This is a genomic window from Sulfurisoma sediminicola, assembly GCF_003865015.1.
GTDB lineage: Bacteria > Pseudomonadota > Gammaproteobacteria > Burkholderiales > Rhodocyclaceae > Sulfurisoma > Sulfurisoma sediminicola.
On sequence record NZ_BHVV01000006.1, the window covers coordinates 357,792 to 369,672 of the forward strand.

Below are 11,881 nucleotides of genomic sequence, written 5' to 3' on the forward strand. Positions count from 1 at the left end.
AGGATTTTGCTACTGATCGATCCCCACGACGTCGTCAGCCTCGAACTCGTCCGGCACGGTGCCGTCCCCGATGCCGGTAACCATGGCAGCGAGAGCGTCGCTCCGCTTCACGAAGTATTCCTGGCTGATCGGGTCGTAGAAACGTTGGTCGAGGGCGAGATCACCGAATTTGATACGGTTGCGGTTGGGTGTGGTCATGGGGATCAGGGCATTACCTTGATCAACTCGACCTCGAATGTCAGCGTCGCATTGGGCGGTACGGCCGAACCGGCACCACGGGAACCGTAGGCAATTTCAGGAGGACAGGTTAGTTTCGCCTTGCCACCTTCACGCATTTTGGCTACGCCTTCGGTCCAGCAGGGGATGACCCGGTTGAGGGGGAAGGTTGCCGGCTGGCCGCGCTTGTAGGAACTGTCGAACTCGGTGCCATTGGCTAACGTTCCCCGGTAGTGCACCTGAACGCTGACTTCGGGGGATGCCTTTGCGCCCGTGCCATCCTTGAGAGACTCGTAGGTCAGACCGGACGGGGTCTTTTCCGGGGCGCCAGCCTGGGCAGCGGCCGTTGCCATAGCAACCAGTCCGGCCAATACGATCATTTTCGGCAATAGCATTGCGTTCTCCATTGTTGGTTGATATCGCACTTGCCGGCGGCCATGCCGACCGCCCGACTTTCTGAATACCGATCCCCGAAATGCGAAAGGCCCTACAGGGAACCACCTGCAGGGCCTTTCAGTGTCTGGCTCCCCGACCTGGGCTCGAACCAGGGACCTACGGATTAACAGTCCGGCGCTCTACCGACTGAGCTATCGAGGAATTGAAGCGGGGCGAATTATAAGAGGTTCGGCCCCGCGTCGCAACAAAAAGTGCTTACTTGAGAACGGCAGCGATGGCCTTGGCGACGTAGCCGATGTTCTTGGTGTTGAGCGCCGCGACGCAGATGCGGCCGGTGCCGACGGCGTAGATGCCGTAGTCGGCGCGCATCTTCTCCACCTGGGCGGCGGTGAGGCCGGTGTAGGAGAACATGCCGCGCTGGACGTTGATGAAATCGAAGTTCGGGGCGCCTTCGGCCTTGAGGTTCGCGACCAGGCTGGTACGCATGGCGCGGATGCGGTCGCGCATGCCGCCGAGCTCGTCTTCCCACATCTGGCGCAGCTCGGGGCTGGACAGGACCGCGGCGACGACGGCGCCGCCGTGGGTGGGCGGGTTGGAGTAGTTGGTGCGGATCACGCGCTTGACCTGCGAGAGCACGCGGGCCGACTCGTCCTTGCTGTCGGTGACGATGGTCAGTGCGCCGACGCGTTCGCCGTAGAGCGAGAAGGACTTGGAGAATGAGCTGGAAACGAAGAACTGCAGGCCGGAGGCGGCGAACAGGTCGAGGGCGGCGGCGTCTTCCTTGATGCCGTCGGCGAAACCCTGGTAGGCCATGTCGATGAAGGCGACGAGGTTGCGCTCCTTGATCGCGGCGACCACTTCCTTCCACTGGGCGACGGTGAGGTCGGCTCCGGTGGGGTTGTGGCAGCAGGCGTGCAGCACGACGATGGACTTGGCGGGCATGGCGGCCAGCGCAGCCTTCATGCCGGCAAAGTTGACGCCGCGCGTGGCTGCGTCGTAGTAAGCGTATTCCTTGACCGGGAAGCCGGCGCCTTCGAACAGGGCGCGGTGGTTTTCCCAGCTCGGGTCGCTGATGTAGACGGAGGCGTCGGGCAGCAGGCGTTTGAGGTAGTCGGCGCCGACCTTGAGGGCGCCGGTGCCGCCGAGGCACTGGCAGGTGACGGCGCGGCCGGCGGCGAGCAGTTCGGAATCCTTGCCGAACATCAGGTTCTGCACTGCGCCGTTGTAGGCGGGGGTGCCCTCGATGGGCTGGTAGCCGCGCGGCGGCTGGGCTTCGAGGCGGGCCTTTTCGGCGGCCTTGACGGCGGCCAGCAGCGGGATCTTGCCGTCGTCGCCGAAATAGACGCCGACGCCGAGGTTGACCTTGGCGGGGTTCTTTTCGGCGTTGAAGGCTTCGTTGAGACCCAGGATGGGGTCGCGGGGGGCCATTTCGACTGCGGCAAAGAGGGAAGTGCTCATGGAAGCTCCTGAGATCGGGGAAATTTTTTGTGAACGCGCAATAATAGCCGATTCGCCATGCGCGCCTGCAGCCCGTTTTAATTTAATTTTCTGATGGAAGAACAATCCACTAGCGACATTCCGGTCGTCGAGTTTCCCGGCAGCCCCTACCGCCTGCACCAGCCTTTCCAGCCGGCCGGCGACCAGCCCGAGGCGATCGCCAAGCTGATCGAGGGCATCGCGGACGGACTCTCGTTCCAGACCCTGCTCGGGGTGACCGGCTCGGGCAAGACCTACACCATGGCCAACGTGATCGCCCGGCTGGGGCGGCCGGCGCTGGTGCTGGCGCCGAACAAGACGCTGGCGGCGCAGCTGTATTCGGAATTCCGCGAGTTCTTCCCGGAAAACGCGGTCGAGTACTTCGTTTCCTACTACGACTACTACCAGCCCGAGGCTTACGTCCCCTCGCGCGACCTGTTCATCGAGAAGGATTCGTCGATCAACGAGCACATCGAGCAGATGCGGCTGTCGGCGACCAAGAGCCTGCTGGAGCGGCGCGACGTAGTGATCGTGTGCACGGTGTCGGCGATCTACGGCATCGGCGACCCGGTGGATTACCACTCGATGATCCTGCACCTCAAGGAAGGCGAGAAGATGGGCCAGCGCGAGATCATCCGCCGCCTGGCCGAGATGCAGTACGAGCGCAACGACGTGGATTTCCAGCGCGGCTGCTACCGCGTGCGCGGCGACGTGATCGACGTTTTCCCTGCCGAGCACGCCGAGAGCGCGGTGCGCATCACGCTGTTCGACGAGGAGATCGAGTCGCTGACGTTGTTCGACCCGCTGACCGGGCACAGGAAGCAGAAGCTCGGGCGTTTCACGGTCTTCCCCTCGAGCCACTACGTCACGCCGCGCGCCACGGTGCTGCAGGCGATCGATAAGATCAAGAACGAGTTGCGCGAGCGCATCGAGTTCTTCCAGGCGCACCAGAAGCTGGTGGAGTGCCAGCGCATCGAGCAGCGCACGCGCTTCGACCTCGAAATGCTCGACCAGCTCGGCTTCTGCAAGGGCATCGAGAACTATTCGCGCCACCTGTCGGGGCGCAAGCCCGGCGAGCCGCCGCCGACGCTCTACGACTACCTGCCGCCGGACGCGCTGATGTTCGTGGACGAGTCGCACGTCGCCATCCCGCAGGCGGGCGGCATGTACAAGGGCGACCGCTCGCGCAAGGAGAATCTCGTCGATTACGGCTTCCGCCTGCCCTCGGCGTTGGACAACCGGCCGCTGAAGTTCGACGAGTTCGAGCGGCTGATGCCGCAGACGGTGTTCGTTTCGGCGACGCCATCCACCTATGAGGCGGAGCACCAGGGCCAGGTGGTGGAGCAGGTGGTGCGGCCGACCGGCCTGATCGACCCGGTGGTGATCGTGCGCCCGGCGAGCACCCAGGTGGACGACCTGCTGTCGGAGATAAAGAAGCGCATCGCGGTGGAGGAGCGGGTGCTGGTGACCACGCTGACCAAGCGCCTGTCGGAGCAGCTCACCGACTTCCTCGGCGACAACGGCATCCGCGTGCGCTACCTGCATTCGGACATCGACACCGTGGAACGCGTCGAGATCATCCGCGACCTGCGGCTGGGCGAGTTCGACGTGCTGGTCGGCATCAACCTGCTGCGCGAGGGCCTCGACATTCCGGAAGTCTCGCTGGTGGCGATCCTCGATGCCGACAAGGAAGGCTTCTTGCGCTCCGAGCGTTCGTTGATCCAGACCATGGGCCGCGCCGCGCGCCACATCAACGGTACGGCCATCCTCTACGCCGACAAGGTCACCGAGTCGATGCGCAAGGCCATCGCCGAGACCGAGCGGCGGCGCGCCAAGCAGGTGCAGTACAACGAGGAGCACGGCATCACGCCCAAAGGCGTGAAGAAGCGCATCAAGGACATCATCGACGGCGTGTACGACAGCGAAGGCGCGCAGCGCGAGCTGAAGGCGGCGCAGGAGGCGGCGAAGTACGAGGCGATGAGCGAGAAGGCGCTGGCCAAGGAGATCAAGCGGCTCGAGAAGGCCATGCACGACCACGCCAAGAACCTCGAGTTCGAGGAGGCCGCCGCCGCGCGCGACGAGCTGTTCCACCTCAAGCAACTGGCCTTCGGCGCCGAGGTGCACGACCATGATTAGCCCGCCCACCCCCGGCCCGTCCCACGGTTGGCTTTGCACAGCCAACCGGCTCTGGCGGCGCGGAGCCGTGCTCCGCGAAACCCCGTCGTCGCCCCTCGCGGGAGGTGTGACTGAGGTTCGCCGCTGCGCGGCTCCGGGTGTTCCACCGCCGGCCTGACCGGCACGCGAGCGGGCATGTACCACGGCGAGAAGTTCAACGCCTGGACCCATCTCGGCGGGGCGGCGCTGGCGCTGGCCGGGGCGATCGTGCTCGTCGTGCTGGCGGCGACGGGCGGCGATGCGTGGAAGGTGGTCAGCGTGTCGATCTACGGCGCCACGCTGGTGCTGCTGTACGGCATTTCCACGCTCTATCACAGCGTGCGGGGGCCGGCGAAGGGCATCCTGCGCAGGCTGGACCACGACAGCATCTACCTGCTCATCGCAGGCAGCTACACGCCGTTTTGCCTGGTGACGCTGCGCGGGCCCTGGGGCTGGTCGCTGTTCGGCGTGGTGTGGGGGCTGGCCGTGCTCGGCATCGTGCAGGAGTTGCGGCCGAACAAGGGCGCGCGCATCTGGTCGGTGGTGATCTACGTCCTGATGGGCTGGGTGGCGCTGGTCGCCGTGGTGCCGCTGCTCGAGGCGCTGGGGTGGGGCGGCTTCGGCTGGCTGCTGGCCGGCGGGCTGTTCTATACGCTCGGCATCGTCTTCTATGCGCTCGACGAACGCATCACCCATGCCCACGGCGTCTGGCACCTGTTCGTGCTCGGCGGCAGCGCCTGTCATTACGTCGCGATCCTGCGCTACGTCTTGTAGCGGCGGTGGCTATATTTCGGGGTGACCGGTTATTCCCGGCGCATCGGCCTATACTCGATCGGCACGGCGAATTCGCCGGTGTTCACAAGGAGTACGGCCATGGGCAAGATCAAGAAGGACGCCAGGGAAGCGAAGAAAAAGCCGGCATCGACGCCCAAGGAGAAGAAGGCCGCGAAGCAGGCGAAGAAGCACGCCTCCGATATCGTTCCTTTCGTTCACCACTGAGCGCTCGGCTCGGTTCATGAAACACATTCTCGACGCCGTCCAGGGCCTCTTGCCGTTCGGCCCCGAGGCCAGCGCGGTCGCGGCGAACGATGCGCTGCCGGCTGCAAAGGCGATGTTCGTCAGGGCCAAGGGCCTCGCCGACTACCGTAAGACGACGGGATTTCTGTTTCGCGCAGCCGACAAGGCACCGCCGAAGGCGTGACGTCCCGGCCGTGGAAATTGGAGCATTGAGACCATGGACACCCATCACCTCGCCGCGTGCGAGTTTCTCGCCAGCGTCATCCGCAACCAGCCGGAACTGCTGAAGGGCTTCACGCCGAACAAAGACAGCGGCGAGATGGTCGCGTCCTTCTGCTCCGGATTCATCGAGAAGTTCTCGGTCGCCCTGAAAGACTTCGACGAAGGTTCGAAGGAAGCGTCGCTCGACGCCTGGAGCTTCCTCAACATCAAGTCCGAACGCTGAAGCGAGGGCGCCAGCGCCCGCGGGCAGGGTTGGCGCGTCGGCGTCTCAGTCCGTGTAACGGACGAATCGGTTCGCCCGGTGGTAGGCCGGCAGGCCGTTGGCCTTGACGAATATCGCCTTGGCTACCTTCTCGTAGGGCATCAGATTGGCCGCGTCGGCGACTGCAGTCGGTATGGTGTCGCGTGTCTCCTTGACGGGGGGCGGGAAAAGCTCGTCCGGGATCTGGGTGGCGTCATTCATCGTCGCTGTCCTTTTCTTGTGGCGCCTTGTCGGCGTCATTCCCGGTCGCATGTGGCCGGCAACCAAGCCAGCATGCGCCCTTTCCCGCGAATAGCCAGGCATTTAAATAAATATGCCGGCTTGCAATCCGGGAATGCCGTGCGGGCCGGCGTCGACAGACGATCGCGCCTGCCCGGAACGGCAGCCGGACGACGGCACCGGCCAGGCCGACGGCTCAGGCGGTCTGGCGGCTGTCAGCCATTTCTGTCGCCCAGTGCTGCCAATGGCTGTCGATGTAGGCGGCGACCAGGCTCAGCACCGGATCATGGCTATGCCACTCGCTGTCGATGCGGAACTCGATGTTGGGAAAGCGTTTTGCGGCATGGTCGGCGATCGTGCGTGCCAGGGCCTGGGCTTCGACGCGGCCCAGTTCGCCCGCGTATTCGTAGGCTTCGGGACGGTCGCTGACGTAATAGACCGGGCGCGCGGCGCCAACGCCGGCGGTTTTCGGTGCGTCTCGCTTCATGATGTGACCTCCGTTTCCGGGTCAAGGCCCGTACTTGATCTATAGATTAAGTTGACAAGAATTGTCAACTTATCGGGCCCGGAAGTCCGCGAGCGAAGCTAGCCTGCGATCGATCCCGGCTTGAGCTTGGCCGGGATCGGCTGGCCCTTGCGGGCGCGGGCGCCGCGGTAGGTCGCCATGTCCTTGGCCCCGACCTTGAACTCCGAGGCCTTGCCGCCGCGGCCCGCACCGAAGACCGTGAAGCTCTTTCCGTCGCCGACGGCGACCGCCGCCATCTCGTCCTTCGGCCCGATTTCCTGCACGATCAGGCCGCGGCCCTTGGCCATGGCCTTCAGTTCGGCCAGCGGGAAGACCAGCAGGCGGGCGGATTGGGAGATCGCCGCCACCGTATCACCGGCGACCTTCGCCGGTGACAATGGCTTCTCTCCCTTGGCCAGCGTCATGAAGGCCTTGCCCGCGCGCTGGCGCGAGACGAGGTCGGACAGCTGTGCGATGAAACCGTAGCCGCCGGAGTTGGCGAAGAGGTATTGGGCTTCGGGTGCGTCGCACAGCGCCTGCGCCAGCTTGGCGCCGTCCTGCAGCTCGATCATGGTGGTGAGCGGGGCGCCGTCGCCGCGGCCGCCGGGCAGGTCGGCCACGCGCACGCTGTAGGCGCGGCCGGCGGTGTCGATCATCACCAGCGGCCAGACGGTACGGGCCTCGATCACCAGCCAGGGGAAGTCGCCGGTCTTGTAGGCGATGCCGCCGGGGTCGATGCCGTGGCCTTGGCGCGCGCGCACCCAGCCGTTCTTCGAAACGATCACCGTCACCGGCTCGTCGGGGATGGCGATCTCGGAGGTCGCCGTCGGCGCCACCGCTTCGATCAAAGTACGCCGATCGTCGCCGAACTTCTTTGCATCTTCTGTTATCTCGCGGACAACGAGCTTGGTCAGTTCCTTTCGGTCTCCAAGTATCTTCTTCAAACCGCCGGCTTCGTCGCGCAACTCACCGAGTTCCGTCTCGATCTTGATGCCCTCGAGACGGGCCAGTTGGCGCAGGCGGATCTCCAGGATGTCCTCGGCCTGCAGCTCCGTGAGCTTGAATCGGGCCATGAGGTCGGCCTTCGGCTCGTCCGATTCGCGGATGCAGCGGATCACCTTGTCGATGGCGAGGAAGGCCGTCATGCGGCCTTCGAGGATGTGGATGCGCCGCTCGACCTCGGCCAGGCGATGCGCGGAGCGGCGCTCGACGGTGTCGTGGCGGAAGGCGACCCACTCGCCGAGGATGTCGAGCAGCGACTTCTGCGCCGGCCGGCCGTTCGTGCCCATCATGGTGAGGTTGATGGCGACGTTGGCCTCGAGGCTGGTCTGGGCCAGCAGCACGGCCATGAACTCGTCCTGCGGCACCTTGGAGCTGCGCGGCTCGAGCACGAGGCGCACGGGCTGCTTCTCGCTCGATTCGTCGCGCACCGACTCGAGCACGCCGAGCATCACCTGCTTCGCGTTCTTCTGTTCCTGCGACACGTCCTTCTTGCCGGCGCGCGGCTGCGGGTTGGTGACGGCCTCGATTTCGGACAGCACCGTCGCCGTCGACACGCCGTGCGGCAGTTCCTCGACGATCACGCGCCACTGGCCGCGGGCCATGTCCTCGACCCGCCAGCGCGCGCGCATGCGCACGCTGCCGCGGCCGCCCTCGTAGGCGGAACGGATGTCGGCGGGCTGGGAAATGAGCTGACCGCCGCCGGGGAAGTCCGGTCCGGGCAGCACGGCGAGCACCTCGTCGAGCGAGGCGTTGGGCTTCCTGATCAGCAGCTTGGCGGCTTCGGCGACCTCGCGCAGGTTGTGCGGCGGGATCTCCGTGGCCATGCCGACCGCGATGCCCGAGGCGCCGTTGAGCAACACGAAAGGCAGGCGGGCCGGCAGCAGCTGCGGCTCCTGCATGGTGCCATCGTAGTTCGGCTGGAAGTCGACCGTGCCGCGGTCGATCTCGGCCAGCAGCATCTCGGCGATCGGCGTCAGGCGGCACTCGGTGTAGCGCATCGCCGCGGCGCCGTCACCGTCGCGCGAGCCGAAGTTGCCCTGGCCGTCGACCAGCGGATAGCGCAGGGAGAAGTCCTGCGCCACGCGCACCATGGCGTCGTAGACGCTGGTATCGCCGTGCGGATGATACTTGCCGATGACGTCGCCGACGACGCGCGCCGACTTCACGTGCTTGGCGGAGGCGGGCAGCCGCATCTCGTTCATGGCGAAGAGGATGCGCCGCTGCACCGGCTTCAATCCGTCCTCGACCTGGGGCAGGGCGCGGCTTTTCACCACGCTCATGGCGTAGGCGAGGTAGGCGCGCTCGGCGTAGGCGTCTAGCGGCAGCGTGCCGTCGTCGAAAGTCGGCGCTGGCGGGACGGCGGGAGGCGCGGGTGGCGGCGCCTCGGCTACTGCGGTGGCGTCGTCGTCAAACAGGTCGGGGGTTTCGTTGCTCATATATCCGCCTCGGCCAGGTGGCCCTTGGCTTCCATCCAGGCGCGGCGACCGGATGCCTCGCCCTTGCCCATCAGCAGGTTGAAGAGTTTCAGCGTTTCGGCGTGGGCTTCTTCGCCGAGGCGCTCGGCCACCGGCAGCACGCGGCGCGTGGCCGGATCCATGGCGGTCTCGCGCAGTTGCTCGGGGTTCATCTCGCCCAGGCCCTTGAAGCGGCCGACCTCGATCTTGTCGGGGGCGAAGCCTTCCTTGGCGAGGCGGTCGCGGATGGCTTCGAGCTCGCCGTCGTCCAGCGCGTAGAGCCGCTTGGCCGGGCGCTTCTTGCCCTGCGCGGGTACGTCGATGCGGTAGAGCGGTGGCTGGGCGATGTAGATGTGGCCGCGGCGGATCAGTGCCGGGAAGTGGCGGTAGAACAGGGTGAGCAGCAGCGTCTGGATGTGGGCGCCATCGACGTCGGCGTCGGACATGATGACGAGCTTGCCGTAGCGCAGGCCGGAGAGGTCCGGCTCGGCCGCCGCATCGTGCGGGTCGATGCCCAGGGCCACCGCGATGTCGTGGATCTCGGCGTTGGCGAAGAGCCGTCCGGCCTCGATCTCCCAGGAGTTCTGCACCTTGCCGCGCAGCGGCAGGATGGCCTGGGTTTCCTTGTTGCGCGCCATCTTGGCGGAGCCGCCGGCCGAGTCGCCCTCGACCAGGAACAGCTCGTTCTCAAGAAGGTCGGTCGATTCGCAGTCGGTGAGCTTGCCCGGCAGCACGGCCACACCCGATTGCTTCTTCTTCTCGACCTTCTGCGCGTTCTTCTGCCGCGCCAGCGCCTGGCGGATCGACATCTCGGCGATGGCCTTGCCGGCCTCGACGTGCTGGTTGAGCCAGATCTCGAAGGGGTCGCGCACCATGCCGGAAACGAGCTTCACCGCCTCGCGCGAGTTGAGCTTTTCCTTTACCTGGCCCTGGAACTGCGGGTCGAGGATGCGCGCGGAAAGCACGAAGACCATGCGACCGCAGACGTCGTCCTGCTGCAGCTTGACGCCGCGCGGCAGCAGCGCGTGGTGTTCGATGAAGGTGCGCACCGCCTCGAACACGCCTGCGCGCAGGCCGGATTCGTGGGTGCCGCCGGCGACCGTCGGGATCAGGTTGACGTAGGACTCGGAGGGCAGGGCCTCGGCGAACCAGGCGAAGGCCCAGGCTGCGCCTTCGCCCTCGGCGAAACTCTCGTCGTCGCCGCCGGCGTATTTCTCGGACGCGTACACCGGCGCTACGGGCAGCTGCTCGCCGGCCAGCTCGGCCAGGTAGCCGGCCAAGCCCTGCGGGTAGGTCCAGGTCTTGGACAGCATGCTGCCGTCGGCCTGCTCGATGTCGAGCAGCACCTTGACGCCGGGCAGCAGCACCGCCTTGGAGCGCAGCAGGCGCTCGAGCTCGGCCTGCGGCACCTTCGGCGAATCGAAATACTTCGGGTCGGGCCAGACGCGCACGCGGGTGCCGCTCTGGCGGCCGCAGCTGCCGGTCACTTCGAGGGCGGAGACCTTTTCGCCGCCCTCGCTGAAGGTGACCGCGTGGACCTTGCCCTCGCGCCGCACCTCGACCTCGACGCGGGTCGACAGCGCATTGGTCACCGCGACGCCGACGCCGTGCAGGCCGCCGGAGAAGGCGTAGGCCGTGTTGCCCTCGCGCTTGTTGAACTTGCCGCCGGCATGCAGGCGGGTGAAGGCCAGCACCACCACGGGAACCTTCTCTTCGGCATGCAGACCGACGGGAATGCCGCGGCCGTCGTCGGTGATCGTTACCGAGCCGTCGCGGTGCAGGGCGACGTGGATGTGCTTGGCGTTACCGGCAAGCGCCTCGTCGGCGGCGTTGTCGATGACTTCCTGCACGATGTGCGCCGGCGAGTCGGTGCGGGTGTACATGCCCGGCCGCTCGCGCACGGGCTCGAGGCCTTTCAGTACGCGGAAGGAGGATTCGTCGTAGGTCTGCTTCATGGGAGGGGATCAGCGGGGGCCGGAATCGGCCGCGAGGGCACGAATTATCGCCCGGCCCCCCGCCTTGGGGCGGAAGAAAGGGGGGCATTTTGGGCGGGTGATCGACCCTTTTCCCTCTAGCCGTCTGATTCGTCGCTGTTTTTTGTGTCAGGCGACTTTGGTTTCGTCGAGAGCCGCAGGTCTCGGATGCGCGTGAAATGCAGCAGCCGTCCACGAAATGACGTGCCGTCGCTCGCGGCGATATCGCCGCCGGCTACGGCGACGTGCTGCACCTTGACGTCATAGCCGGGCACGTGACGTCAGGCGCGGTCGCTCAATGCTTGCGTCGTGCCGCCGGCGCGATGGGGCCGCGCCCTTCGATATGGCGGAAGGTGATACGCCCCTTGCTCAGGTCGTAGGGGGAGAGTTCCAGCGAGACCTTGTCGCCGGCGAGGATGCGGATGTGGTGCTTGCGCATCTTGCCGGCACTGTAGGCCACGAGCTTGTGACCGTTGTCGAGGGTGACGCGGAAGCGCGAGTCGGGCAGCACTTCTTCCACGACGCCATTCATTTCAAGGAGTTCTTCCTTGGCCATTGTCATACCTCCGGGCGAGGAAAATGGAAAGGCCCGGGAATACCGGGCCTAGCGGAACGGACTTGCCGGCATGGCCGCGGAGGCCATGCCTGACCAAGCGAAGCTTAGTCGTGCGGGCGGATGTTGGACGCCTGCTGGCCCTTGGGGCCGGTGGTGACGTCGAAATCGACGCGCTGGCCTTCCTTCAGCGTCTTGAAGCCGCTGGACTGGATGGCGGAAAAATGGGCGAAGAGATCATCGCCGCCGTTTTCGGGGGTGATGAAACCGAAGCCCTTGGAATCGTTGAACCACTTCACAGTACCTGATGCCATGTCTTGAATCTCCAGAAAAAACAATAAAAGGGGATTGCCCCTTGCTTGGGGCGAAACTCAAGACGGCGGGGTGATGAAGGGTAAAGACCGCAGTTTGCTGCGGGTACAGAGCCGAACA

15 protein-coding genes and 1 tRNA gene are annotated in these 11,881 nt (G+C 65.6%); 5 read left to right on the top strand and 11 right to left on the bottom strand.

Features of this window, described 5'->3' with window-relative positions:
- Positions 1-9: 9 nt before the first annotated feature.
- From EJE94_RS10575 to EJE94_RS10590, 4 genes are all read right to left on the bottom strand, one after another.
- Positions 10-198, bottom strand: a complete 189-nt coding sequence (locus EJE94_RS10575; protein ID WP_121241265.1) for a hypothetical protein — start codon at positions 196-198, stop codon at positions 10-12.
- 5 nt (positions 199-203) lie between these two features.
- On the bottom strand, positions 204-611 hold the full coding sequence (locus EJE94_RS10580; RefSeq protein ID WP_121242224.1) for an FKBP-type peptidyl-prolyl cis-trans isomerase: 408 nt from the start codon (positions 609-611) through the stop codon (positions 204-206).
- A gap of 126 nt (positions 612-737) precedes the next feature.
- A tRNA-Asn gene (locus EJE94_RS10585) sits at positions 738-813 on the bottom strand.
- Between the two features lie 54 nt (positions 814-867).
- A complete protein-coding gene (locus EJE94_RS10590; RefSeq protein ID WP_121241267.1) occupies positions 868-2,070 on the bottom strand; it encodes an amino acid aminotransferase in 1,203 nt (400 codons plus the stop codon).
- Positions 2,071-2,163: 93 nt separating this feature from the next.
- On the opposite strand from EJE94_RS10590, the gene uvrB reads away from it, so the two are divergent.
- The 5 genes from uvrB (at position 2,164) to EJE94_RS10610 (ending at position 5,704) form a co-directional block, all read left to right on the top strand.
- Positions 2,164-4,224 carry an excinuclease ABC subunit UvrB gene (gene uvrB / locus EJE94_RS10595; RefSeq protein ID WP_121241270.1) on the top strand — a complete coding sequence of 687 codons (2,061 nt, stop codon included), beginning with the start codon at positions 2,164-2,166 and terminating at the stop codon, positions 4,222-4,224.
- Positions 4,225-4,398: 174 nt separating this feature from the next.
- Positions 4,399-5,016, top strand: coding sequence for a PAQR family membrane homeostasis protein TrhA (gene trhA / locus EJE94_RS10600; protein WP_121241272.1), 618 nt, complete (start codon positions 4,399-4,401; stop codon positions 5,014-5,016).
- 99 nt (positions 5,017-5,115) lie between these two features.
- The gene (locus tag EJE94_RS14970; protein ID WP_275540526.1) at positions 5,116-5,241 is read left to right on the top strand and encodes a hypothetical protein; all 126 of its coding nucleotides are present in this window, start codon (positions 5,116-5,118) and stop codon (positions 5,239-5,241) included.
- Positions 5,242-5,257: 16 nt separating this feature from the next.
- The gene (locus tag EJE94_RS10605) at positions 5,258-5,443 is read left to right on the top strand and encodes a hypothetical protein (protein ID WP_121241274.1); all 186 of its coding nucleotides are present in this window, start codon (positions 5,258-5,260) and stop codon (positions 5,441-5,443) included.
- A gap of 33 nt (positions 5,444-5,476) precedes the next feature.
- On the top strand, positions 5,477-5,704 hold the full coding sequence (locus EJE94_RS10610; RefSeq protein ID WP_121241276.1) for a hypothetical protein: 228 nt from the start codon (positions 5,477-5,479) through the stop codon (positions 5,702-5,704).
- Positions 5,705-5,749: 45 nt separating this feature from the next.
- Here the strand turns inward: EJE94_RS10610 and EJE94_RS10615 are convergent, their stop codons facing one another.
- From EJE94_RS10615 to EJE94_RS10640, 7 genes are all read right to left on the bottom strand, one after another.
- A complete protein-coding gene (locus tag EJE94_RS10615) occupies positions 5,750-5,944 on the bottom strand; it encodes a hypothetical protein (protein WP_124962451.1) in 195 nt (64 codons plus the stop codon).
- A gap of 214 nt (positions 5,945-6,158) precedes the next feature.
- A complete protein-coding gene (locus tag EJE94_RS10620; protein WP_121241280.1) occupies positions 6,159-6,449 on the bottom strand; it encodes a hypothetical protein in 291 nt (96 codons plus the stop codon).
- Positions 6,450-6,547: 98 nt separating this feature from the next.
- Entirely contained in the window at positions 6,548-8,905 is a 2,358-nt protein-coding gene (parC, locus tag EJE94_RS10625) for a DNA topoisomerase IV subunit A (RefSeq protein WP_121241282.1), read from the bottom strand.
- The gene (locus EJE94_RS10630) at positions 8,902-10,878 is read right to left on the bottom strand and encodes a DNA topoisomerase IV subunit B (protein ID WP_121241284.1); all 1,977 of its coding nucleotides are present in this window, start codon (positions 10,876-10,878) and stop codon (positions 8,902-8,904) included. The genes parC and EJE94_RS10630 overlap by 4 nt, the downstream gene beginning before the upstream one ends.
- A gap of 116 nt (positions 10,879-10,994) precedes the next feature.
- On the bottom strand, positions 10,995-11,171 hold the full coding sequence (locus tag EJE94_RS14640) for a hypothetical protein (protein WP_165904811.1): 177 nt from the start codon (positions 11,169-11,171) through the stop codon (positions 10,995-10,997).
- Between the two features lie 20 nt (positions 11,172-11,191).
- Positions 11,192-11,452, bottom strand: a complete 261-nt coding sequence (gene infA, locus EJE94_RS10635; RefSeq protein WP_121241286.1) for a translation initiation factor IF-1 — start codon at positions 11,450-11,452, stop codon at positions 11,192-11,194.
- Positions 11,453-11,556: 104 nt separating this feature from the next.
- A complete protein-coding gene (locus tag EJE94_RS10640; protein WP_121241288.1) occupies positions 11,557-11,763 on the bottom strand; it encodes a cold-shock protein in 207 nt (68 codons plus the stop codon).
- Positions 11,764-11,881: the final 118 nt, after the last annotated feature.

Excerpts from the sequence above, each read along its gene's own strand:
- uvrB (WP_121241270.1), top strand. The coding sequence starts at position 2,164 with ATGGAAGAACAATCCACTAGCGACATTCCGGTCGTCGAGTTTCCCGGC.
- EJE94_RS10615 (WP_124962451.1), bottom strand. The coding sequence starts at position 5,944 with ATGAATGACGCCACCCAGATCCCGGACGAGCTTTTCCCGCCCCCCGTC.
- EJE94_RS10640 (WP_121241288.1), bottom strand. The coding sequence starts at position 11,763 with ATGGCATCAGGTACTGTGAAGTGGTTCAACGATTCCAAGGGCTTCGGT.
- EJE94_RS10580 (WP_121242224.1), bottom strand. The coding sequence starts at position 611 with ATGCTATTGCCGAAAATGATCGTATTGGCCGGACTGGTTGCTATGGCA.
- EJE94_RS10605 (WP_121241274.1), top strand. The coding sequence starts at position 5,258 with ATGAAACACATTCTCGACGCCGTCCAGGGCCTCTTGCCGTTCGGCCCC.
- EJE94_RS10630 (WP_121241284.1), bottom strand. The coding sequence starts at position 10,878 with ATGAAGCAGACCTACGACGAATCCTCCTTCCGCGTACTGAAAGGCCTC.
- EJE94_RS10620 (WP_121241280.1), bottom strand. The coding sequence starts at position 6,449 with ATGAAGCGAGACGCACCGAAAACCGCCGGCGTTGGCGCCGCGCGCCCG.
- EJE94_RS10575 (WP_121241265.1), bottom strand. The coding sequence starts at position 198 with ATGACCACACCCAACCGCAACCGTATCAAATTCGGTGATCTCGCCCTC.
- parC (WP_121241282.1), bottom strand. The coding sequence starts at position 8,905 with ATGAGCAACGAAACCCCCGACCTGTTTGACGACGACGCCACCGCAGTA.
- EJE94_RS14970 (WP_275540526.1), top strand. The coding sequence starts at position 5,116 with ATGGGCAAGATCAAGAAGGACGCCAGGGAAGCGAAGAAAAAGCCGGCA.
- EJE94_RS10590 (WP_121241267.1), bottom strand. The coding sequence starts at position 2,070 with ATGAGCACTTCCCTCTTTGCCGCAGTCGAAATGGCCCCCCGCGACCCC.
- infA (WP_121241286.1), bottom strand. The coding sequence starts at position 11,452 with ATGGCCAAGGAAGAACTCCTTGAAATGAATGGCGTCGTGGAAGAAGTG.
- trhA (WP_121241272.1), top strand. The coding sequence starts at position 4,399 with ATGTACCACGGCGAGAAGTTCAACGCCTGGACCCATCTCGGCGGGGCG.
- EJE94_RS10610 (WP_121241276.1), top strand. The coding sequence starts at position 5,477 with ATGGACACCCATCACCTCGCCGCGTGCGAGTTTCTCGCCAGCGTCATC.